The organism is Flavobacterium litorale (genome assembly GCF_019613795.1).
Classification (GTDB): Bacteria; Bacteroidota; Bacteroidia; order Flavobacteriales; family Flavobacteriaceae; genus Flavobacterium; species Flavobacterium litorale.
The window spans coordinates 1,018,054-1,040,676 of sequence record NZ_CP080429.1 but is presented as its reverse complement, the minus strand read 5'-3'; the positions used below and the strand labels follow the sequence as shown (position 1 = coordinate 1,040,676).

The 22,623-nt window shown below is 38.0% G+C and carries 20 protein-coding genes; 11 read left to right on the top strand and 9 right to left on the bottom strand.

Going from position 1 to position 22,623, the window contains the following annotated elements; genetic code table 11:
* Window positions 1-71: 71 nt before the first annotated feature.
* The 6 genes from K1I41_RS04665 to panC form a co-directional block, all read right to left on the bottom strand.
* Window positions 72-1,679 carry a DUF4139 domain-containing protein gene (locus K1I41_RS04665; protein ID WP_220641523.1) on the bottom strand — a complete coding sequence of 536 codons (1,608 nt, stop codon included), beginning with the start codon at window positions 1,677-1,679 and terminating at the stop codon, window positions 72-74.
* 209 nt (window positions 1,680-1,888) lie between these two features.
* Complete coding sequence (radA, locus tag K1I41_RS04660) at window positions 1,889-3,253, bottom strand: DNA repair protein RadA (RefSeq protein WP_220641522.1); 1,365 nt, start codon at window positions 3,251-3,253, stop codon at window positions 1,889-1,891.
* A 6-nt stretch (window positions 3,254-3,259) separates the two neighbouring features.
* Window positions 3,260-4,408 (bottom strand): alpha/beta hydrolase, encoded by a 1,149-nt coding sequence (locus K1I41_RS04655; protein ID WP_220641521.1) that lies wholly within the window; start codon window positions 4,406-4,408, stop codon window positions 3,260-3,262.
* Window positions 4,409-4,449: 41 nt separating this feature from the next.
* The gene (locus K1I41_RS04650) at window positions 4,450-5,412 is read right to left on the bottom strand and encodes a lysylphosphatidylglycerol synthase transmembrane domain-containing protein (protein ID WP_220641520.1); all 963 of its coding nucleotides are present in this window, start codon (window positions 5,410-5,412) and stop codon (window positions 4,450-4,452) included.
* A 7-nt stretch (window positions 5,413-5,419) separates the two neighbouring features.
* The gene (gene panD / locus K1I41_RS04645; protein WP_220641519.1) at window positions 5,420-5,770 is read right to left on the bottom strand and encodes an aspartate 1-decarboxylase; all 351 of its coding nucleotides are present in this window, start codon (window positions 5,768-5,770) and stop codon (window positions 5,420-5,422) included.
* 13 nt (window positions 5,771-5,783) lie between these two features.
* Window positions 5,784-6,629 carry a pantoate--beta-alanine ligase gene (panC, locus tag K1I41_RS04640; protein ID WP_220641518.1) on the bottom strand — a complete coding sequence of 282 codons (846 nt, stop codon included), beginning with the start codon at window positions 6,627-6,629 and terminating at the stop codon, window positions 5,784-5,786.
* A gap of 109 nt (window positions 6,630-6,738) precedes the next feature.
* On the opposite strand from panC, the gene K1I41_RS04635 reads away from it, so the two are divergent.
* The 6 genes from K1I41_RS04635 (at window position 6,739) to K1I41_RS04610 (ending at window position 15,665) form a co-directional block, all read left to right on the top strand.
* Window positions 6,739-7,545, top strand: coding sequence for a glycogen/starch synthase (locus K1I41_RS04635; protein ID WP_220641812.1), 807 nt, complete (start codon window positions 6,739-6,741; stop codon window positions 7,543-7,545).
* A gap of 20 nt (window positions 7,546-7,565) precedes the next feature.
* Complete coding sequence (gene bamH, locus K1I41_RS04630; protein ID WP_220641517.1) at window positions 7,566-9,152, top strand: BamH family beta-barrel-assembly machinery protein; 1,587 nt, start codon at window positions 7,566-7,568, stop codon at window positions 9,150-9,152.
* A gap of 9 nt (window positions 9,153-9,161) precedes the next feature.
* Window positions 9,162-11,009, top strand: a complete 1,848-nt coding sequence (gene glmS, locus K1I41_RS04625) for a glutamine--fructose-6-phosphate transaminase (isomerizing) (RefSeq protein ID WP_220641516.1) — start codon at window positions 9,162-9,164, stop codon at window positions 11,007-11,009.
* 106 nt (window positions 11,010-11,115) lie between these two features.
* Window positions 11,116-13,596: a TPR end-of-group domain-containing protein gene (locus K1I41_RS04620; RefSeq protein ID WP_220641515.1), complete on the top strand. Its 2,481-nt coding sequence runs from the start codon at window positions 11,116-11,118 to the stop codon at window positions 13,594-13,596.
* Window positions 13,597-13,792: 196 nt separating this feature from the next.
* Window positions 13,793-15,304 (top strand): F0F1 ATP synthase subunit beta, encoded by a 1,512-nt coding sequence (atpD, locus tag K1I41_RS04615; RefSeq protein ID WP_220641514.1) that lies wholly within the window; start codon window positions 13,793-13,795, stop codon window positions 15,302-15,304.
* Between the two features lie 76 nt (window positions 15,305-15,380).
* Window positions 15,381-15,665 carry a F0F1 ATP synthase subunit delta/epsilon gene (locus K1I41_RS04610; RefSeq protein ID WP_220641513.1) on the top strand — a complete coding sequence of 95 codons (285 nt, stop codon included), beginning with the start codon at window positions 15,381-15,383 and terminating at the stop codon, window positions 15,663-15,665.
* 163 nt (window positions 15,666-15,828) lie between these two features.
* On the opposite strand, the gene K1I41_RS04605 is transcribed toward K1I41_RS04610, so the two are convergent.
* Window positions 15,829-16,035, bottom strand: coding sequence for a helix-turn-helix domain-containing protein (locus K1I41_RS04605; RefSeq protein ID WP_220641512.1), 207 nt, complete (start codon window positions 16,033-16,035; stop codon window positions 15,829-15,831).
* Between the two features lie 3 nt (window positions 16,036-16,038).
* Complete coding sequence (locus K1I41_RS04600; protein WP_220641511.1) at window positions 16,039-16,551, bottom strand: DUF2975 domain-containing protein; 513 nt, start codon at window positions 16,549-16,551, stop codon at window positions 16,039-16,041.
* A gap of 126 nt (window positions 16,552-16,677) precedes the next feature.
* Here K1I41_RS04600 and K1I41_RS04595 point away from each other — a divergent pair, with 126 nt between their 5' ends.
* Window positions 16,678-17,817, top strand: a complete 1,140-nt coding sequence (locus K1I41_RS04595) for an aminotransferase class I/II-fold pyridoxal phosphate-dependent enzyme (RefSeq protein WP_220641510.1) — start codon at window positions 16,678-16,680, stop codon at window positions 17,815-17,817.
* Here the strand turns inward: K1I41_RS04595 and K1I41_RS04590 are convergent.
* Entirely contained in the window at window positions 17,801-18,919 is a 1,119-nt protein-coding gene (locus K1I41_RS04590; RefSeq protein ID WP_220641509.1) for an AI-2E family transporter, read from the bottom strand. The genes K1I41_RS04595 and K1I41_RS04590 overlap by 17 nt on opposite strands.
* Before the next feature lie 160 nt (window positions 18,920-19,079).
* Between K1I41_RS04590 and K1I41_RS04585 the strand changes: the two genes are divergently transcribed.
* From K1I41_RS04585 to K1I41_RS04570, 4 genes are read left to right on the top strand one after another with little or no spacing between them, the layout of a single operon-like run.
* Window positions 19,080-19,496 carry a putative signal transducing protein gene (locus K1I41_RS04585; protein ID WP_220641508.1) on the top strand — a complete coding sequence of 139 codons (417 nt, stop codon included), beginning with the start codon at window positions 19,080-19,082 and terminating at the stop codon, window positions 19,494-19,496.
* Window positions 19,493-20,113, top strand: a complete 621-nt coding sequence (gene bioD / locus K1I41_RS04580) for a dethiobiotin synthase (protein ID WP_220641507.1) — start codon at window positions 19,493-19,495, stop codon at window positions 20,111-20,113. The genes K1I41_RS04585 and bioD overlap by 4 nt, the downstream gene beginning before the upstream one ends.
* 2 nt (window positions 20,114-20,115) lie before the next feature.
* Complete coding sequence (gene bioA / locus K1I41_RS04575) at window positions 20,116-21,408, top strand: adenosylmethionine--8-amino-7-oxononanoate transaminase (RefSeq protein ID WP_220641506.1); 1,293 nt, start codon at window positions 20,116-20,118, stop codon at window positions 21,406-21,408.
* A gap of 59 nt (window positions 21,409-21,467) precedes the next feature.
* Window positions 21,468-22,622 (top strand): beta-ketoacyl synthase N-terminal-like domain-containing protein, encoded by a 1,155-nt coding sequence (locus K1I41_RS04570; RefSeq protein WP_220641505.1) that lies wholly within the window; start codon window positions 21,468-21,470, stop codon window positions 22,620-22,622.
* The last annotated feature ends 1 nt before the right edge of the window (window position 22,623 follow it).

Below are 22,623 nucleotides of genomic sequence, written 5' to 3'. Positions count from 1 at the left end.
TACAGCCGTAATATAAAAAGCAACCCTCACTCTCGTAAGGGTTGCTCCAGTTAATCTGAGTTAGTTAGCTCTTATAAATTTTGTATTGCTTTATCCTTAGGGGAGCGTACTTTGTAGCTAATGCGTACTTTTTTGGTTGTACCTGGTTTTAATTTAAACTCCCAAGTAAGTACACCCGTTTCGGTATTTACCGTAGCACCGTCGTCTTTCAACAGTTCTATTTCAATTTCTTTGTCGGTGCTTATCGGGTATTGGTCTTTTAGCATGAGCTTAACCGTTTCTTTTTTATTGTTGCGCACCGTAATGTCATACGTAAAGGTTTGCTCTTTATACGATGATAAAAATCTACTTCCCGATTTATCGGTTACCTTCTCCCTCTTGATGGATATCTTCCTATCGCGCCCCATACTTAAACGTAAGGTATCGCTGGTTTGGTTCGGGTCAATAACCGTTTTACCAATGTACATCCCTTCAAAAATAATGTTGGCTTCTCCTCTTAGCAGGTTATACTGCGAGTAATCGTTAAACTCTGCCAATAAAAAGGCTTCCTTATCTAATTTTGGTACTGCATAGTGCTTGTATGTAGCAGGCAACTTAATTTCTTTGAGTGTTACGCTATGTTTTTTACCATTAGAGAGGATATCATACGGTACATCAATATCAAACGAGACATTAAGTTGGTTCTCGTTAATGGTTGTGTAATTGGATACCGAAGATAACTTGGCTCTGTCGGCACTAACTGTTTCAGCTTCTTCTTCTATACGCACGTTAAGGGTATTCATAACCACGTTACTGTTATTGTAAAGCTGCATTACGCCAAAGCGTAAAAACCATGCTTGTAACAACGGCACTTGGTTGTTTTGGTTGGGCATACCGCTGGATAGTGTTAGTTTTACTTTTTTCCAATCGATACCTGTTTGCTGTACCACTTGTGCTTTATACAACATATCTATAGGTTTGCTAATATCATCGGCACGCAAATCGTAAAACGGTGCCCACGATGCTCCTGTAGTAAGGTAATTAATATCCAACGGTACGTTACCTGCTACGTCGCTCATTACCTGTAACACCAATTTTCCTCTGGATGTTTTTTCTTCTTTATTAACATTAACCTGTAGCCTACTCTTTAAATTGGTTAGCTTTTGGTTTAGCTCTTGTATTTTTACAGCCAATGCGTTTTCGGCTAGTGCAATTTCCTTACGCTTTTTTCTGTAATAATCTACCATTTTGGTTAACTCACCAACATTTAAACCGCTTTGTTGCCCTGCCACTTGTTGGTTTTTATCGAGCATTTCCAGCGTTTTTTGCTCAGCATATTTAGCAATATTGCTTTGCTGAATTTCTTTTTCGATAATCTTAATACTATCGCGCACCCGCTTTAATGCTGGCGAGCTATCATCAGGCTCGTACTCCGAAATATAATCGCGGGTAAATTGTACCGATAGTACAGTGAGGCTTTTGGGCGCACCAATACGCACCGTACTCTCGTTAACGTAATCGGCTACGTTTTTAATGACTATCTCTGATGTTCCTTTCGGGATTTTGGCTGTTGCCGATTGTGTAATTTCGGCAGCATTAAAATATACGGTAGCTGCCTCTACCTTTGCCAATGTAAATACGGGCTTTTGTGCATAGATGATGCTACTGAAGAGTAGGCATACAAAAAATATCTTCTTCATAATTAACGTGTTTAGTTATATAGAGCATCTTTATTTGGTAAAGGTTGGGAAGGATTGTAAAAAAATTAATTTTTTAATTTACCATACTAAAAAAAGCATCCGTTAGGGGTACGTTTTAAAGGTAGTTTTACAGAGAATACTGCACTTATTTTTACGAAAAATTATGTGCTTGCTTTATGTTTCGCTTAACGATATTGGTTCTTATAAGTTTAACCAAATAAATGCCCTGCAACGTCCTCTATCTTGGCAACGAGCTTGATTTCGATAAGCGTATCTTTTAATGATATTTTATTGTACTTGGAAACAAATATGGTGGAGAAACCTAATTTTTCGGCTTCCAGTATGCGTTGCTCTACACGATTAACAGGGCGTACTTCGCCCGATAAGCCTATTTCGCCTGCAAAACAATAGTCTTTATTCACAGGTATATCTTCGTTAGAGGATAGTATGGCAGCTACCACAGCAAGGTCTATAGCAGGGTCGTCTACATTTATACCGCCTGTAATATTCAGGAAAACATCTTTTGCTCCCAAACGGAAGCCCGCCCGTTTTTCCAATACCGCAAGTACCATATTAAGGCGTTTGGCATTGTACCCTGTGGTGCTGCGTTGTGGTGTGCCGTATACGGCAGTGCTTACTAAAGCTTGTATCTCTATCATTAACGGGCGCATACCCTCCATAGTGGTGGCAATGGCAGTACCACTTAATTCTTCTTCTTTATGCGATAGTAAAATTTCGGACGGGTTGGTTACTTCGCGCAATCCGTTACCCAGCATTTCGTAAATCCCCAATTCGGCAGTAGAGCCGAAACGGTTTTTTAACGAGCGTAATATGCGGTATACATGGTTGCGGTCGCCCTCAAACTGCAACACGGTATCTACCATGTGCTCCAATATTTTGGGTCCTGCTATGCTACCATCTTTAGTAATATGCCCGATTAGGATTACGGGTACATTACTCTCTTTAGCAAACTTTATTAACTCGGCAGTAGTTTCGCGTATTTGCGATATGCTCCCTGCCGATGCCTCGATATAATCGGAGTGTAATGTTTGTATCGAATCGATAATAAGTACTTCGGGTTCAATCGTAGCTATTTGCTTAAATATATTTTGGGTTTTGGTTTCGGTAAGTATAAAGCAATTATCCGCTTCGGGGGTTATCCTTTCGGCACGCATTTTTATTTGCTTTTGGCTTTCCTCGCCCGATACGTACAAGGTTTTGTACGGTAACTTTAACGATATTTGTAGGAGTAAGGTACTTTTACCAATACCTGGCTCACCCCCTAACAAGGTTAACGATCCTGGCACAATGCCACCACCCAATACACGGTTGAGCTCGGCATCGCCTGTATCGAGTCGTTGCTCGTTGGCTGCATCAATTTCTTTAATACGTAATGGGCGTGCTGCTCTTTTACTTTCGGCAGGAACGGTTGCTCTCCATACTGGTTTTTCTTCTTTTTGTAGTACCTCTTCAACAATAGTGTTCCACTCCTTACAGGCATTGCATTGCCCTTGCCATTTGGAGTATTGTGTACCGCAGTTCTGACAAAAAAAAGCCGTTTTTACTTTAGCCATGTATGTTTATTCAACCAAATTCTTTAATATCTCTGCCTTTTCAATAATTACGTCCTTGGTATAGTCGCCAATATCATCGTAATTATATCCTTTTAAGTAGGCTCTAATTGCCTTTCGGGTTTCGCCTTTCATTTCGTGGTGTAACCCTTGGTAGTATTCGCCAATTATCATTTTGGGGTAATCATCCCGCGCCATATCGGCAAGGTCTTCCAACTCATCATAGGCAGCATTTTTCATAATAGCAGCCTCTATTGCCTTAAAATCGTTTAACCTTACAGGGATGTCAATACCCAATTCTTTTCTTATAACCTCGTATTTCTTTTGTAGGTACGCTACATAACCCGATGGTAGTGTAAGTATTTCCTCTTCGTACTCTTTTGATGATATGGGTTGGTATTCCGAAAATATAAAATATAGTGAGTTGGGTATACCCAATGCTACTAACGAGTAGTGCGATGCGCCTTCAAACTCTTCAAACTTATAGTTTAGCTTAGGGTTCTCTATACCGTGTATATTGGTATTAAGGGTATCTATTTTCTTTTTTATGTTTTTTACATCGCCACTAGCCGTTGCCAAATAGTAGTACGTTCTTTTATCTACGTCCTGTAATGCGGTTGCTACACGGTTTTCCATCTCTAAGGGTAAAACAGGGCTATAGGAAATATAGGCGTTAAATACAGGTTTATCTCTGTACAAAAAGAAGTTTAGGAAACCTGCCGTTAGGTTATGCCCTGCCACAATACGAAAGGGTGCAACACGGTAGTTTTTTTCCATGTATGCTATAAGTTCGTTAGAAATGAATCGGTAAAACTGGTCGCCCTGTCCTTCTGGTAATCCTGTCGATTTATAGGTTTGTGTATTGTATTCTCTATTCTCTGCACCTTCGTGGTTTATGCCAACAATAATTACCTCAGGTAAATCGTCCCAATATGAAGTGTAAGAGAGTATTCCTTCAAAGGGGTCTACTAAATATTCTCCGTCAAGTACTACTAATAACGGGTATGATTTATCTTCGTTTTTATCATAGGAAGGGGGTGTAACTATTGTTACAACTTGTGTGTCGTTAAAAACTCTTGATGGTACGTCTTGAAGTGTTTTTTGGGAGTACAACGCAACAGACACCAGCAATATTAATAGCAAGTATTTGAATTTCATTATTTTAGGGCATTAATTGAAAATGTAATGCAAGGTAAGGATTATTTTTTTTTATGGAGTAAAGGGAGTAATAAAAATGAGACTCCTCCGAAAAAAATAACAAATAGTATTTGCGAAGTCCATACAATCCATCCAAAAGCCGTTCCAGCCTCTAGTGGCACGTTATACAAATGTAAGATAGCCCCTATTAATACTGGGTATACGCCAAAACCACCATTGGTAAATGTAATTGCCAAGCTGCCCATTATAAACGATGTGGCAACGGCTCCAAAGCTTATATGTGCCGTTTCGGGCAGGGCATAAATGGTAATGTAAAACATGGATACGTAGGCTACCCAAATGTATATGGAGTGTAATATAAAGGGCCATTTATTTGGCATTTTAAACACACTAAGCGAGCCCTCTATTAATCCTGCAATTTTTACTTTTAATTTGGTTACCCATAGTAGCCTAGAGTATTTGTAAAACAGTATGGTACTTATAAGCAAGGTTACTGCTACAATACCATAAAGTAATAACCGCTCAAAAGGTATTTTTTGTGCTACGTAACCTTTAAGTACATCAAACTGTAATAGTAATGTAGTTGATATACAGGTAACGAGCAATATTAAATCGACAACGCGCTCGGATATTATGGTACCAAAACCTTTATCAAAAGGAACATTAGCATATTTTTTTAGTACCAAAGCGCGCGATACTTCTCCAGAGCGCGGAATGGTTAGATTAAGAAAATAACCTATGCTTATGGCAAAAAAATTTGTTGAAAAGGAGGACTGATATCCCAAATGCGAAAGGGTATACCGCCAACGGTACGCCCGCGACATGTAGCTGGTAAGTGCAAAAAATAACGAAATGGCTACATAATTATAATTGGCGTTGGCAAAATGGCTAAACATTTCATCACGCTGCTCAGGTGTAAATTGGTTGTAGCTGTATATAATTAAAAACACTCCCAGCAATAGCGGGAGTGTTATACTTAATATTGTTTTTACTTTTTTGCCCAACAAACGTTTATGTTAAAGAGTTATCCTTCTCGTTAGGAAAAACAATGGCTGGTTTAAATGTTTTAGCTTCTTCAAACTCCAATAAACCGTATGATATTATAATAACAATATCGCCCTTTTGTACTTTGCGTGCCGCTGGACCGTTTAATGTTATTTCGCCACTACCCTTGTTCCCTTTTATAACGTATGTTTCCAAACGTTCGCCATTGTTAATATTAACAATAGTAACCTTTTCTCCTTCAATAAGATTGGCGGCATCCATTAAGACTTCGTCAATCGTAATACTACCTATGTAATTTAAATCTGCTCCCGTTACCGTAACACGGTGAATCTTGGATTTTACAACTTCAATTTGCATGGTGCAAAGTTAATTAATTTAATGACATATTATCTATTAGCCTCACGTTGCTTAACATAACCGCAATAAAGGCTCTGTATTTTTTATCTTGTTTTATAGTAGTCGGTACCAAGTCGTCCTCGGCAGCTATTTCAAAATACTCCAACTCAAACGCAGGGTGTGCTAAAAATGTTGTTGCAACGTGCGTTTTAATCTCGGTAATTGACTTGGTTGCAAATTGTTTTTTAGCCGCTAAAAGTGTTTTGTATAGTAACGATGCCGCTTCGCGCTCGGCTGCTGTTAAACGTTGGTTGCGCGAACTCATTGCCAAACCATTAGCCTCACGTGTTATAGGGCAGCCCACTATATTTACAGGAATGTTATGCTTTTTTACCAGTTTTTTTACAATTTGTAGCTGCTGGAAGTCTTTTTCGCCAAAATAAGCATTGGTTGGCTGCACGTATTCAAAAAACTTCTTTACAATAGTACCTACACCATCAAAATGCCCAGCACGGTGGCTGCCTTCCATTTGGTTTTCAATACCATCAAAATCAAAATGAGTCGATTCTGTTTTATCCTCATACATCTCTGTTACCGACGGAACAAATACAACAATAGCATCACTTATTGTTTTTATTTTTTCCATATCAGCTTCTACAGTACGGGGGTACTGCTGTAAATCGTCAGTATTATTAAACTGTGTAGGGTTTACAAAAATACTAATTACGGTAACGGCGTTGTTTTGTACCGATTGCTCTAGTAACGATAGGTGCCCTTGGTGCAATGCACCCATTGTAGGTACAAAACCAATTGAAGAACCTTTGCTGATATAGCGGGATAAAAGCGACCCTAAATCGGCTTTATTATTGAAAATGAGCATTAAATTAAAATTAAAAATCGGGGCAAAATTAATTATTTAGTTATAAACTGCGTAAAAATGTTTAATTTTGCGTGTTTTTGTACCAATTAAAAAAAATAAATTTTTGAAGATGGAGGATAAGAGGATATTATATGTATCATCTGAAGTAGTGCCATATTTGGCTGAAAACGAAGTTTCTTTAATGTCATACGAAGTACCTAAGATGATTAACGATCAGGGCGGACAGATAAGAATATTTATGCCACGCTATGGTAATATTAACGAGCGTAGACACCAGTTGCATGAAGTAATTCGTTTATCGGGAATGAACTTAGTAGTAAACGACATGGATATGCCGCTAATTATTAAAGTGGCATCGATACCAAAAGAGCGTATTCAGGTTTATTTTATTGATAACGATGAGTATTTTAAAAGAAAAGCTACGTTTAGTGATGAGGATGGTGTTTTATATCCTGATAACGATGAGCGTGCTATTTTCTTTGCCAAAGGTGTTGTAGAAACCGTTAAGAAACTTAATTGGGTACCCGATATTATACACGTACACGGTTGGATGGCAGCCCTACTACCCGTATACATGAAGCATTACTATAAAGATGAGGCATTATTTGCTAACACTAAAATTGTAACATCTGTTTACAACCAGTCGTTTGAGGGTGAGCTTGATAACGGTATGCTTAAAAAAGTGCTTTTTGATGAAGTGCCAGAAGATGCTGTACAAGGGCTTGCAACGCCAAATTACGAGAATATACTTAAAACATCCATAGCACACTCTGATGCTGCTATTATCTCTTCTGAGAACTTATCGCCAGAGTTAACTAAGTTTGTAGAAGAGTCAGGAAAACCATTCCTACCATATGTTTCTAAAGATAAATTTGCCGAAGCGTATACTAATTTCTATAAAAATGAGGTTTTATAGTAAATCAATAAAAAATTTATATGAATAATCGCTTGATTTATAAAAGCCTTATTATCGTTTTAGGTGTCGTCTTTTTCGCTTCGTGTGACACCGATTACAACAACATTGGAGCAAACATTATTAATGATGATATTCATCATGATATGCTAAAGTACGAAGCAAACGTAGTAGCAACCGATGTTGGTACAGGTGTTGTACAAGCTAACAACTTACCCCAAAACTTACTTGGAGTACTGGAAAGTCCTGTTTTTGGAAAAACCATTGCACACTTTGTTACCCAAATAGAGTTGGAAAACGTAAACCCAACACTTAACAACCCTACTATCGACTCGGTATACATGTACGTACCTTATTATAGTACGTTAGAGAGTACCAATGCCGATACTGGATTGGGAGAATACTCTTTGGATTCGATTTATGGAAGCATTACCTCTCGATTTAAACTAAGTGTTTACGAAAATAATTACTTTTTAAGAGATACCGATCCTGGATCGGGAGATGGTAGTACACAAAAATATTACTCTAATGACAGAAACCTGATAGAAGCCAATAGAGGAAACGTATTGCTTAACGATGGAATTAGTAGCGAAAACGAATTATTTAGATATAGTGCAGTACCTATACAAAGGCTGTATGGAGGAGGCGAAGTTGCTGAGACCTTTGCACCAGGAATGTTCTTGTACCTAAACAACGATTTTTTCCAAACTAAAATACTTAATGCAGCTGCATCAGATAACTTGGTTAATAACAACGTATTTAGAGAATACTTTAGAGGAATTTATTTTCAGGCGGAACAAATAGGTAACGAAGCTGTAATGGGAGTACCTCGATTTGATCAAGGTACCATTACCATTAAATATACTGATGATAAACTGGATCTTAACGGTAACCCTGTAGTTGAAAATGGTGTAGTGCAGCGCGAAAGTAAATCGATGACGATTAACCTAACAGGTAACACAGTAAACTTTTTAGATTACACCTACCCTTCTGAATTTACTACAGCCATTACTACTAATGACGATGCTACAGGTGACCAAAGATTGTATGTTAAGGGTGGTGAAGGATCTTTAGCAACCATCAACATCCTTAGTGACCAAGATATTGCAACGTTAAAAGAAGAAAGAATACTTATAAACGATGCAAGCCTTACTTTTTATATAGACCAAGATGTAATGGAAAACGCAACAGAGCCATTGCGTGTATACCTGTACGACCTGAATAACAAACGCCCGTTACTGGACTACGGTATAGATAACACAAGTAGAGCATCACGACCAAAGTTTAATAAATTTGTACATGGCGGAATTATACAAGAGGATGATAACGACAAGGGGCTTAAATATAAAATTAGAATTACCAACCACGTTAGCAACATTATAAATAACGACTCTACAAATGTTAAGCTAGGGCTTGTGGTTACCGAAAATATTAACGTTATTACCAACGCTGCTTTAAAAACACCATTTACAACAGATGGTTTGGAGGTTAAAACCGTACCAGTATCATCTGTAATACACCCATTCGGAACAGTATTATACGGCAGCAACAGTACTGTACCCGAAGACAAACGTCTTAAACTTGAAATTTTTTATACTAAACCAAATTAATTATTAACTATGTGTGGAATTGTTGGTTACATTGGACACAGAGAGGCATATCCTGTAATTATTAAAGGTCTGAGAAGACTGGAGTACAGAGGGTATGACAGTGCAGGCGTCGTTCTTTTTGATGGTAACGACCTAAAGCTTTCTAAAACTAAAGGTAAGGTTGCTGACCTTGAGGAAAAGTCACAGAAAGAAATTTCTGTTTCTGGTAATATTGGTATCGGGCATACCCGATGGGCAACGCACGGTGTACCCAACGATGTAAATTCGCATCCGCACTATTCCAACTCAGGTAACCTTGCTATTGTTCATAATGGTATTATTGAGAACTATGAACCCTTAAAAAAAGAGCTTATTGCCAGAGGTTATGTATTCCATTCGGATACGGACACGGAAGTATTAGTAAACTTAATTGAAGACGTTAAGAAAAAAGATAATTTAAAACTCGGTAAAGCAGTACAAATAGCCCTAAACCAAGTGGTAGGTGCCTATGCTATTGCTGTATTTGATAAAGAACGACCAAACGAAATTGTAGCTGCCCGTTTAGGTAGCCCATTGGCTATTGGTATCGGTAAAGACGAATTCTTTATCGCATCGGATGCTTCGCCGTTTATCGAATATACATCAAATGCTATTTACCTCGAGGATGAAGAAATGGCAATTATACGTTTGCATAAACCAATGAAAATACGAAAAATTAAAGACGACTCTTTAGTTGATCCGTACGTTCAAGAGCTGCAAATGAACCTTGAGCAGATAGAAAAAGGCGGTTACGACCACTTTATGCTTAAAGAAATTTACGAGCAACCAGCCGTTATAAAAGACACCTACCGTGGTAGACTTCATGCAAACGAAGGGCTTATAAAAATGGCAGGAATAGAAGATAACCTTCAAAAATTCCTGAATGCAAACAGAATACTCATCGTTGCTTGTGGTACATCGTGGCACGCAGGTTTGGTAGCCGAATACATATTTGAAGAATTTGCACGCATACCTGTAGAGGTAGAATATGCCTCAGAATTCCGATACAGAAACCCAATTATACACGAAAATGATGTAGTAATTGCTATATCGCAATCTGGAGAAACTGCCGATACCCTTGCTGCTATAAAACTAGCTAAGGAACATGGTGCGTTTGTATTTGGCGTATGTAATGTAGTAGGTTCATCAATATCGCGCGAAACGCATGCAGGAGCTTATACCCACGCAGGGCCCGAAATTGGAGTAGCCTCTACAAAAGCATTTACTACACAAATAACTGTACTAACACTTATAGCACTACGCTTAGCACAAGCCAAAGGAACGCTTACTAACTCCGACTTCCACAGGTATTTACAAGAGTTAGAGCTAATACCCGAAAAAGTACAACAAGCACTAGAAACTAACGATGTTGCAAAAGATATAGCAGCCATATACAAAGATGCACCCAACTGCCTGTACTTAGGTAGAGGGTACAACTTCCCTGTAGCACTAGAGGGCGCATTAAAGCTAAAAGAAATATCGTACATACACGCAGAGGGATACCCTGCTGCAGAGATGAAGCACGGACCTATTGCACTTATAGACGAGCAAATGCCAGTAGTGGTAATTGCACAAAAACAAGAGCATTACGATAAAATTGTAAGTAACATACAGGAAATAAAATCACGTAGTGGTAAAATAATAGCTGTAGTTACCGAAGGCGATACCCAAGTTAGAGCCCTTGCCGACCACGTTATCGAGATACCAAAAACAGTAGATGCACTTTCGCCACTACTAACTACCATACCATTGCAATTACTAAGTTACCACATTGCGGTAATGAGAGAATGTAATGTAGACCAACCGCGTAACTTAGCAAAATCGGTTACAGTAGAGTAAACAAAATTTTGTTTCTAAACCATATAAAGGCAGCTTCGAATTAATTTCTTAGCTGCTTTTTTATTGTATTAAAAATTTTGTTAATTTTAGAAAAATCCATCCACTAATGAAAGAAATAAAAATAGAACATTTAGCCTATCGACTTAAACAAGCTAAAGATAATAAACGTCCACAACCGATATTTTTTTTAGGCGCTGGCGCTTCATGCACAGGCGATATTCCATTAGCGGGTGAAATTGTCAAAAACATACTAGAACAACATAAACACAGTCCTTTCATCAAAGATTTACCTGATGACAAAAAGAACTATCCAAACCTTATGGATTGTCTTGATCCTGATGAAAGAAATGAGCTTTTAAAAGGATACATTAAGAAGGCGAAAATTAATGTTACTCACATCTATTTAGCGCAATTATTAAACGAAGGATATGTTGATTATATATTAACTGTGAATTTTGATAATTTAATGCTCCGAGCACTATCACTATATAACATATTTCCTGCAACATACGATATGGCAATATTAAAAGACTTAACTACAAGTACTTTTAAAGAAAAATCAGTAGTGTATCTTCACGGTCAAAATCATGGGCTATGGTTATTAAATACCCAGCAGGAAATGGATAAAGTAAAAACCACTGTGCCTACAATATTTGATTCCATAAAAAATGGAAGACCATGGATATTTATAGGCTATAGTGCCGAAGACCCCATATTTGAACATATTAAAAAACTAGGTCGTTTTGATAATGGCTTGTATTGGGTAAGCTATAACAATAATGATCCTAGCAAAAAAGTTCGAGAATTTCTTTCAAACCCACACACCAATGCTTTTTTGATAAAAGGGTACGATGCTGATTCTTTCATGTTAAAACTAAATGCCGAATTAAAATTATCGCAACCTAGCATCGTAGATAAACCGTTTACAGCATTAAAAGAAATGCTAAACGAAATTGTTGACATTGATGATAAAGAACATTTTAAAGGTGTTAAGGAGCGATTAGAAATTTCAAAAGAACAAGTAGATGAAGCAATACAACAGTTTGAAGTAGGAAAAATTACTCCTAATAAAGCTTCAAAGAATGAAACTCAAATTAACTTGTTGAAAAAAGAAATAATAAACCTGTTAATTAATGAAAAATATGATGAAAAAGTAATTTCAGGACTACAGGTAAAAGCCAAAAATATAAATGATAAAGAAGTTAATAGCTTACTCTCCTCGCTCTATTCAGATTGGGGTATAGATTTAGCAGAATTGGCAAAAACAAAAACAGGGAAAGAGGCGGAGCAATTATACCTTGAAGCTTTTAAAAAATACCAAAAAGCAATCGATATTAATCCCGACAAACATGAAGCATATAATAACTGGGGAAATGGTTTAGCAAAATTGGCAAAAACAAAAACAGGGAACGAAGCGGAGCAATTATACCTTGAAGCTTTTAAAAAATACCAAAAAGCAATCGATATTAATCCCGACATGCATGAAGCATACTATAACTGGGGTATAGATTTAGCAGAATTGGCAAAAACAAAAACAGGGAACGAAGCGGAGCAATTGTATCTTGAAGCTTTTAAAAAATACCAAAAAGCAATCGATATTAATCCCGACATGCATGAAGCATACTATAACTGGGGAAATGGTTTAGCAAAATTGGCAAAAACAAAAACAGGGAAAGAGGCGGAGCAATTATACCTTGAAGCTTTTAAAAAATACCAAAAAGCAATCGATATTAATCCCGACAAACATGAAGCATATAATAACTGGGGAAGTGGTTTAGCAGAATTAGCAAAAACAAAAACAGGGAACGAAGCGGAGCAATTGTATCTTGAAGCTTTTAAAAAATACCAAAAAGCAATCGATATTAATCCCGACATGCATGAAGCATACTATAACTGGGGAAATGGTTTAGCAAAATTGGCAAAAACAAAAACAGGGAACGAAGCGGAGCAATTATACCTTGAAGCTTTTAAAAAATACCAAAAAGCAATCGATATTAATCCCGACAAACATGAAGCATATAATAACTGGGGAAATGGTTTAGCAAAATTGGCAAAAACAAAAACAGGGAACGAAGCGGAGCAATTATACCTTGAAGCTTTTAAAAAATACCAAAAAGCAATCGATATTAATCCCGACATGCATGAAGCATACTATAACTGGGGTATAGATTTAGCAGAATTGGCAAAAACAAAAACAGGGAACGAAGCGGAGCAATTGTATCTTGAAGCTTTTAAAAAATACCAAAAAGCAATCGATATTAATCCCGACATGCATGAAGCATACTATAACTGGGGAAATGGTTTAGCAAAATTGGCAAAAACAAAAACAGGGAAAGAGGAGGAAGATTTATATAATTTAGCATTTGAAAAATATCAAAAATCTATAAGTCTTGGTGGAAACCATTATAATTTAGCTTGTCTTTATGCTTTAAGAGGAAATAAAAAAGAAGCTTTACATCATTTAGATATAAGTTTACAAAACGATGGGATTTCGACTTCTTTTGTTAAAGATGATGAAGATTGGGAGAAATTCTTAAATGATGACGATTTTAATATACTTTTGAATAAATATGATAAAGAAGAATAAGGAGGTCATTCGGGTTTTCCTCAAAACAAACCGAACTTAAATAACAATACCTCAATCAATTTCCTCTTAAGTACACTTCTGTTAAAAAAAATACAAAATTAAAATTGCATAAATCGTTCAGAAAAAACTATCTTTGCGCTCGGAAAAAAGAAGTTTTTTTCAGTAAATAAATAGCTGTTTAATAAATACATAAGCAATGTCTAAAGTAATAGGAAAAGTTGCACAAATTATCGGACCAGTTGTAGACGTAGTGTTTGACACCGAAAACGCTGAGCTTCCAAAAATTTATGATTCATTAGAAATCACTAAAAAAGACGGTACTTTACTTGTACTAGAGGTACAATCGCACGTAGGTGAAAACACCGTACGTACCATTTCGATGGACTCTACTGACGGTTTGAGTAGAGGGTATGAGGTTGTAGGTACAGGTAGCCCTATACAAATGCCTATTGGTAGCGATATCTACGGACGCTTATTTAATGTAATTGGAGACGCTATTGATGGTTTAGGTGATTTACCTAAAGCGGGTGAAAATGGTTTACCAATTCACCGTCAAGCACCAAAATTTGAAGATTTATCAACTTCGTCAGAAGTTTTATTTACTGGTATTAAAGTAATCGACCTTATTGAGCCTTACGCAAAGGGAGGTAAAATTGGATTATTTGGTGGTGCTGGTGTAGGTAAAACAGTATTGATTCAGGAGTTGATTAACAATATTGCAAAAGGTCACGGTGGTCTTTCCGTATTCGCAGGAGTAGGTGAAAGAACACGTGAGGGTAACGACTTACTTCGTGAGATGTTAGAGTCGGGTATTATCAAGTACGGAGACGACTTTATGCACTCTATGGAAGAAGGCGGATGGGATTTGGCTAAGGTTGACAAAGCTGGAATGAGAGATTCTAAAGCAACATTCGTATTCGGACAGATGAACGAACCACCTGGAGCACGTGCACGTGTGGCACTTTCTGGTCTTACTATCGCAGAATACTTCCGTGATGGTGCTGGAGATGCACAAGGTAAAGATGTACTCTTCTTCGTAGATAACATCTTCCGTTTTACACAAGCAGGTTCAGAGGTATCGGCACTACTAGGTCGTATGCCATCAGCGGTAGGTTACCAACCAACACTAGCTACAGAAATGGGTGCTATGCAGGAGCGTATTACATCTACCAAAAAAGGTTCTATTACATCGGTACAGGCAGTATATGTACCTGCGGATGACCTTACTGACCCCGCACCAGCAACAACGTTTGCCCACCTTGATGCAACAACAGTACTTTCGCGTAAAATTGCTGAGCTAGGTATTTATCCTGCGGTAGACCCATTGGATTCTACTTCGAGAATACTTACACCACAAATTTTAGGTGAAGAGCACTACAAGTGTACACAACGCGTAAAAGAGATACTACAGAAATATAAAGAACTACAGGATATTATTGCTATTTTGGGTATGGAAGAGCTTAGTGAGGAGGACAAACTAGCTGTATCGCGCGCACGCCGTGTACAACGTTTCCTTTCGCAGCCATTCCACGTAGCCGAGCAGTTTACAGGTATTCCTGGAGTACTAGTAGATATTAAAGATACCATTAAAGGGTTTAACATGATTATGGATGGTGAGTTAGACCACCTTCCAGAAGCTGCCTTTAACCTTAAAGGTACTATTGAAGAAGCTATTGAAGCTGGAGAAAAAATGCTTACTGAAGCGTAATATTGTTTCGGGTTGTATGTTTTACGTGTTCAACTCGTAATACCCAACCAGTAACAACTAAAAAACAGGTTAAACTATGTTATTAGAAATAGTATCGCCAGAAGGACACTTATTTAAAGGAGATGTTACCTCGGTAACGGTACCAGGTGTAAATGGCGAATTCCAAATGCTAAGCCATCACGCCAATATTGTATCGGTGTTAAATGAGGGTAGTATTAAAATTGCAGTACCTAACCTAAAGGCTGCTACCGAATATTCGCCAAAGTTTACCCGTAACGACAAAGAGCAAAAGTTAATGCTTGCTATACATTCGGGTACACTAGAAATGAAAGATAACAAGATTATTATTTTGGTTGATTAATTCACTTATATTTACTAAAAAGCCCTTTCCTACAAGAAAGGGCTTTTTTGATTTTATATACCTGCTGCCATTGTGAGGAGGAACGACTAAACAATCTTAAACTATTAGACTACCACGCTCCGTTTTACTATGGCAGCAATGACATATTAGTAATCTAGATTTGTTACTCCTTTACATACTCCATAATATCGGCGGGCTGGCAATCCAGCTCCTTGCAAATAGCCTCTAAGGTAGAAAAGCGTATCGCTTTGGCTTTACCTGTTTTTAATATAGATAGGTTTGCAGTAGTAATACCAATGCGCTCGGCAAGCTCGTTACTACGCATTTTCCGCTTGGCAAGCATTACATCAAGGTTTACAACTATTGGCATAACTTATACCGTTAATTCGTTTTCCTCTTTCATACCTTTTGCTGTTTGAAATACCTCAGCAAGCACTATAAAAAAGAGCCCTAAGCCAATTGTGAGCAATGAATTATTAAAGGCAATACCAATAGTTATATCATGTGATGGACTCGTAATCCAAGCAAGCACAATACTTGCAGCTATAATAGAGTAGCCTATTAAAATAGCCTTGCCCGTCTGGTCAAAATTCTTAATTACACGATCGTCAAAAATGATACGTTTTCTAAACAAGTCGAGCGTTTTTCTGAATAGATAAAGAGCGTACACAAAAAACAGAGCCCCTACATATAACAGTAATAATAAAATTATTATTTCCCATTGTTCCTTACCTTGTAATAATTCTGAGTCTGCATCCAATTTAAATGGAATACTATCAGGAAATAAAAATACCATTATTATTAACGGCAGCCCAAATATAGCCCCAATCATAGTAAGGATAAATAATATATCGGTAACCGTTTTTAAGAGTGAAAGTCGTCTCATACTATATTTTTTTGGTTTGATGTTACAATACAAATATAATAAAATTATTGAAAAACAATAATTAAGTATTATAAAACAATATTTAAATTTATAAAGCAATATAAAAAAGATACTTATTTTTGGAGTATGCAGCAGTTGCCCAAATCACTTCAGGATAAACTCGAAAACCGTAGTAAAAACGGTTTATTACGCGAATTACCAACCTCGTCATCATTAATCGATTTTGCATCGAACGATTATTTGGGATTATCGAAAAACAAAGCTGTTTTTACGGCTGCAAGCGAGTTATTGGTATCGGCTAACACTATAGCCAACGGTGCTACGGGTTCGCGCCTTATTAGCGGAAACCATACATTGTACACCGAAGCCGAAGATTATATTGCTCAATTCCATGCTGCTAAAAGTGCGTTACTATTCAATTCGGGGTACGATGCTAATGTTGGTTTTTTTTCATGCGTACCTCAAAAAAGCGATGTGGTATTGTATGATGAGCTTATACATGCCTCCATACGCGACGGAATACGGTTGAGTAATGCTAGTGCCTATAAGTTTGAACATAATAATGTAACGGCTTTAAAATTACTACTAGAAAGGCATACGAACAAAGCTGCGGAAGTGTACATTGCAACCGAGTCGGTTTTCTCGATGGATGGCGATACGCCTGATTTAATTGCAATAGCCAAATTGGCTAAGAATTATAACTGTAAACTGGTTATAGACGAGGCACATGCACTAGGCGTTTTTGGCACAAAGGGCGAAGGCTTAGTACAGCAACTGGGCATTGCAGGTGCTGTTTTTGCCCGTATAGTAACCTTTGGCAAAGGTTTGGGCTGCCATGGTGCAGCAATACTAGGCGCAAAGGAACTTAGGAGTTATTTAGTTAATTTTGCACGTAGTTTTATTTATACTACAGGGCTACCACCGCACTCGGTTGCTACTATTTTATGTGCTTACAAGCAAATGGAGAGTGATAACAATAATTGGGAGCAATTACGAGCCAATATCAACCATTTTATAACAACAGCTAAAACATTAGGGTTACATCAGTTTATTGTTAGTAAGTCGGCAATACATTGTGCCGTTATCCCCACCAATATAAAGGTAAAAAGCATTGCACAGCATTTACAAAAGGAAGGCTATAATGTAAAGCCTATTATGTCGCCCACAGTAGCCGAAGGCTCAGAACGCTTACGGTTTTGTTTGCGCAGTACCGTTACGTTTACCGAAATTGAGGGCGTATTGCATTGCCTTAAGGCTGCTCTGTAACCTCGGGTTCTTGCTTTTTTTGGCGCGGTCGTCGTTTCTTAAACCAATTACTATCTTCTTCACCAAACAAATAGGCGTAAGGTTGTGTTTCGGGGCTCATCTCAAACAACTTCTTCAATATGGCAATGGTAGGTATTATTAATATCATACCTATAATACCCCATATGGCACCACCTATTAATAAACCCAAGAAGGTAACTAATGCATTAAGATTTACATTACCACCTGTAATTCTGGGTGTTAAATACGCATTTTCGAGTATTTGTATAAAAGAAAACGACACCAAAACAGCTATAGGATAAAAAAGTGTGTCCTTAGTTATTAATGCGAAAAAGAAAGGTAATATAGCCCCAAGTACAGGACCCAAATACGGAATAATATTTAATACGCCTGCCAACACTCCAAAAAATATGGCGTGCTCTATGCCCAATATTAGTAATACCGCAGTATTAATAATAGCAAGAATAAGCATTACTTTTCCTGCCCCTGTAATATAGGCGTGTACAATACGGCGTATATCCGTTAACCTGTCCAGCAAAACACTATCTTTTTCTTTACGGAATACTTTACTAATAAATACCGCTAAATGATCGCGGTATATAAGCAGAAAAAATATGAATATGGGTAACAATAATATGTCTGATAACATACTAAGGATATATAATATCAGTTGGGTTGGCGTAGCATCTTCAGTTTGTACAATGGCTACTGCTTTTTTAAACTCAAAACCGTTGTACATACCCATATCTACCCCCAAGTTTTCGTAACTCCAGCTATTCGCCTTTATAACATACAGATTTGCTTTTTCAGAAAGATCGCCACCCAAATCTTCTATAAAGCCTCGTACCTGAAAATAGGTAAACACCAATAGCACCGATATTATAGAAATAAAGGCAAAAAGGCATATAATAGCACTAACGGTACGAGGTATTTTTAAACTTTCCAGCCTGTTACACGTAGAGGTTAGCAACATGGCTATAAAGCCCGATATAAGCAACGGAACTAAAATTGTTTTACCCGCCACCATAAAAAGTATAATAATGATAATGAGTAATGCTATAAAAACAGTTTTAATGTAAGAGGGTACTTTTAAGGTGTCCATAAAGTAAACACATGTTAAATTATATCAAACTTTTCAAATGTACATATAATAAGTTGCTGCATATGGTAATGTTTTATTAAAATTACAAAACACTTTTTATCAAAGTACATCTGTATAAAAAGCTGGTAATTATTGCCCTTTGATTTAGTAGATTTGTAGTATGGAAAGTGCCTTTACAAAAATTGGGTCTTATCTTTATTCATCCGAAGCTATTATCATAAAAGGAAAACTAGCGTCTGAAGGCATAGAAGTATTTATGGCTGATAACCATACAATAGAAACAGACCCCTTAATGAGCAACGCTATTGGCGGAGTAAAACTGTTTGTAAAAACGGAACAGCTCGGAGCAGCAAAAAAAGTACTCGATGAAATAAGTCGATATTCATTAGATGATAAAGGCAAGCCTATTAAATGCCCAAAATGCCAACAAAATAAAGTCGAGATTGGTTCTACCGTAAAAAACATAAAATCATTCTTTGTATTCCTTTTTAGTTTTGGTTTTTTAGGCACACTTCCGTTTTACATCAAATACAAATACCGCTGTAGCAACTGCGGAAACGAATTCAATATCTCATGAAACTATTTATAACAGGCATAGGTACCGATGTAGGTAAAACAGTAGCATCGGCCATTGTTACCGAAGCCTTAAAAGCCGATTACTGGAAACCTGTACAAGCGGGCGACCTTGATAATTCTGACACCCACAAGGTAAAACAATACGTATCTAATAGTAAAACGGTGTTTCACAACAACAGTTATGCGCTCACTACCCCTGCAAGCCCGCATATGGCAGCCGCTATAGACGATGTTACCATCGACATCAAAAAAATAAAAGAGCCCAAAACCAAAAACCACTTGGTTATAGAGGGTGCAGGTGGTTTGCTGGTACCGTTAAACGATAACGATACTATTGCCGACCTACTACAACCCGATTATAAAGTTATTGTAGTATCGCGCCATTATTTGGGCAGCATAAACCATACACTACTTACTATTGAAGCCTTGCAGCAACGAAACATTGCTATTGCGGGTATTATTTTTAACGGTGATGAATACAAGCCTACCGAAGAAATTATTCTAAAAAAAACAGGTGTAAAATTACTCGGCAGAATAGAGGATGAACCTTTTTTCGACGCTACGGTTATTCGTGACTACGCCAATCAGTTTAAAGCACAACTACAAGCCCTAGAATAGTAATGAATACAACTCAAAATAACGACCTTGCAGCTCGCGATGCCCACTACCTTTGGCACCCGTACACACAGCACAAAACAGCAGCCCCACACATTGCCATACAACGTGGCGAAGGCGCATTGCTGTGGGACGATAAAGGCAAGCAGTACATAGATGCCATAGCCTCGTGGTGGGTAAACCCCTTTGGGCACAGCAACAAGTTTATAGCCGATGCCATATATAAACAACTCACTACATTAGAGCACGTATTGTTTGGCGGTTTTACACACGAACCTGCTATACAGGTAGCCGAAAAACTCAAAGAAATACTACCCAGCAATCAGCAAAAATTTTTCTTTTCAGATAATGGTTCTACGGCGGTAGAAATTGCCCTAAAAGTAGCCTTGCAATACTATTACAACAAGGGCAAAAAACGCACTAAAATTATTGCTTTTGAAAATGCTTTTCATGGCGATACTTTTGCCGCTATGGCTGCCAGCGGTATATCGTTTTTTACCGAAGCCTTTAGCGGTTCGCTTATAGAGGTTACCCGTATTCCCGTGCCTGTAGCAGGGCAAGAAGAAGCTAGCCTTGATGCCTTAAAAGAACTTACCAAAACAAACGATTACGCTGCCTTTATATTCGAACCCTTAGTGCAAGGTGCAGCAGGTATGGTAATGTATGCTCCTGAAGCGTTAGATACCTTAATAAGTACTTGTAAAGACAATAATATTTTTACGGTAGCCGACGAGGTTATGACAGGATTTGGTAAAAGTGGTAAAAACTTTGCTTGCGATTACCTTACTGCACAACCCGATATGATGTGCCTCTCCAAAGCACTAACAGGCGGTACAATCCCTATGGCAATAACCACATTTACACAAGAATTATTTGATGGTTTTTATGATGACGATGTAAACAAAGCCCTCTTTCATGGGCATACCTTTACCGCCAACCCAACAGGTTGTGCAGCAGCATTAGCAAGCATACAGCTATTACAACAACCCGAAATGCAAGCTAACATACAGCGTATTAACCAACAGCACTTGGCTTTTCAGGCAAAAATAGCACAACATCCACGTATAAAAACAACTCGGGTGCTGGGAGTAATATTTGCCCTCGAATTAAAAACGGAAAGTAAAGAAAGCTACTACGGCGGACTACGTAACAAGCTATATAATTATTTTATTGATAAAGGGGTAATACTGCGCCCTGTAGGTAACATTATTTACATACTACCTCCGTATATTATTAGCGACGAGTTGTTATCTGAAATTTACGAAACAATAGCATCCGCAATAGAAGAAGTACATTAAAAGGCTATAGGTTTCGGTAGTTTGAGGTTTTACAGTATTTTTGCGGAAAAACCGCACTATTGTTACCACCCATAGCCATAACCTCGCTTCGTTCGTTTTCCGCGTTGGGCGATACCCCTGAAACCATCTGGGAAAACTACTGCAACACAACATCGTTAATCCAACCTATGGATTGTAACGGTACGCAGGCATTGGGCGCACCCCTACACGATACGTTACAGCAAAAAGTAGCTGCATTAAGGGCTTCCGAAAATAAGTACCTTAATCTTGATAATTCGGTATTGTATGCGCTTTTAGCTTCGCGCGAAGCAGTACAAAATGCAGGATGGCAACAGGGCGACGATTTTGGCGTAAATATAGGTTCATCTCGTGGGGCAACAGCATTATTTGAACAATACCATCAAGAATTCCTAAAAACAGGATTAACGGCTACACAAGCGTCGCCTGCTACTACACTAGGCAATATCGCTTCGTGGGTGGCACAAGATTTAAAAACTACAGGTCCCGATATTTCGCACTCCATAACGTGCTCTACAGCATTGCATGCTTTGCTTAATGGGGTGGCGTGGTTACAATCGGGTATGACGTCGAAATTTTTAGTGGGTGGCAGCGAGGCACCGCTTACCCCTTTTACCATAGCCCAAATGAAAGCGATGAAAATATATGCCTCTAACGAATCGGAATATCCCTGTCGTGCCTTAGACCTCAATAAAAAAACCAACACTATGGTATTGGGCGAGGGTGCAGCCTCTGCGTGTTTGGAGGTTGGTCGTAAAACAAATGCGTTGGGTTATATTGAGGGTATTGGTTATGCTACAGAGGAATTAAAGCATAGTGTTTCCATTTCGGCAAATGCAGTATGTTTGCAAAAATCCATGCAAATGGCGTTGCGCAACACTCCCTTAAACGAAGTTGATGCTATAGTAATGCACGCTCCCGGTACCGTAAAGGGCGATTTATCAGAATACAACGCTGTTCAGTCAATTTTCGGCGAAAGCCTGCCTTTACTTACCACCAACAAGTGGAAAACGGGGCATACTTTTGGTGCTTCGGGCTTGCTTAGCCTCGAATTGGCACTGATGATGATACAGCACAATACGTTTATTGGTATACCTTTTATTCCTAGTCAGAAAAACCAAAAACCAATAAAAAAAGTACTCGTAAATGCGGTTGGTTTTGGTGGTAATGCTGTAAGTGTATTGGTAGGTAAATAAA

Excerpts from the sequence above, each read along its gene's own strand:
- K1I41_RS04620 (WP_220641515.1), top strand. The coding sequence starts at position 11,116 with ATGAAAGAAATAAAAATAGAACATTTAGCCTATCGACTTAAACAAGCT.
- K1I41_RS04665 (WP_220641523.1), bottom strand. The coding sequence starts at position 1,679 with ATGAAGAAGATATTTTTTGTATGCCTACTCTTCAGTAGCATCATCTAT.
- K1I41_RS04600 (WP_220641511.1), bottom strand. The coding sequence starts at position 16,551 with ATGAGACGACTTTCACTCTTAAAAACGGTTACCGATATATTATTTATC.
- glmS (WP_220641516.1), top strand. The coding sequence starts at position 9,162 with ATGTGTGGAATTGTTGGTTACATTGGACACAGAGAGGCATATCCTGTA.
- K1I41_RS04610 (WP_220641513.1), top strand. The coding sequence starts at position 15,381 with ATGTTATTAGAAATAGTATCGCCAGAAGGACACTTATTTAAAGGAGAT.
- K1I41_RS04635 (WP_220641812.1), top strand. The coding sequence starts at position 6,739 with ATGGAGGATAAGAGGATATTATATGTATCATCTGAAGTAGTGCCATAT.
- panC (WP_220641518.1), bottom strand. The coding sequence starts at position 6,629 with ATGCTCATTTTCAATAATAAAGCCGATTTAGGGTCGCTTTTATCCCGC.
- bamH (WP_220641517.1), top strand. The coding sequence starts at position 7,566 with ATGAATAATCGCTTGATTTATAAAAGCCTTATTATCGTTTTAGGTGTC.
- K1I41_RS04595 (WP_220641510.1), top strand. The coding sequence starts at position 16,678 with ATGCAGCAGTTGCCCAAATCACTTCAGGATAAACTCGAAAACCGTAGT.
- radA (WP_220641522.1), bottom strand. The coding sequence starts at position 3,253 with ATGGCTAAAGTAAAAACGGCTTTTTTTTGTCAGAACTGCGGTACACAA.
- panD (WP_220641519.1), bottom strand. The coding sequence starts at position 5,770 with ATGCAAATTGAAGTTGTAAAATCCAAGATTCACCGTGTTACGGTAACG.
- atpD (WP_220641514.1), top strand. The coding sequence starts at position 13,793 with ATGTCTAAAGTAATAGGAAAAGTTGCACAAATTATCGGACCAGTTGTA.
- K1I41_RS04655 (WP_220641521.1), bottom strand. The coding sequence starts at position 4,408 with ATGAAATTCAAATACTTGCTATTAATATTGCTGGTGTCTGTTGCGTTG.
- K1I41_RS04590 (WP_220641509.1), bottom strand. The coding sequence starts at position 18,919 with ATGGACACCTTAAAAGTACCCTCTTACATTAAAACTGTTTTTATAGCA.
- K1I41_RS04605 (WP_220641512.1), bottom strand. The coding sequence starts at position 16,035 with ATGCCAATAGTTGTAAACCTTGATGTAATGCTTGCCAAGCGGAAAATG.
- K1I41_RS04585 (WP_220641508.1), top strand. The coding sequence starts at position 19,080 with ATGGAAAGTGCCTTTACAAAAATTGGGTCTTATCTTTATTCATCCGAA.
- bioD (WP_220641507.1), top strand. The coding sequence starts at position 19,493 with ATGAAACTATTTATAACAGGCATAGGTACCGATGTAGGTAAAACAGTA.
- bioA (WP_220641506.1), top strand. The coding sequence starts at position 20,116 with ATGAATACAACTCAAAATAACGACCTTGCAGCTCGCGATGCCCACTAC.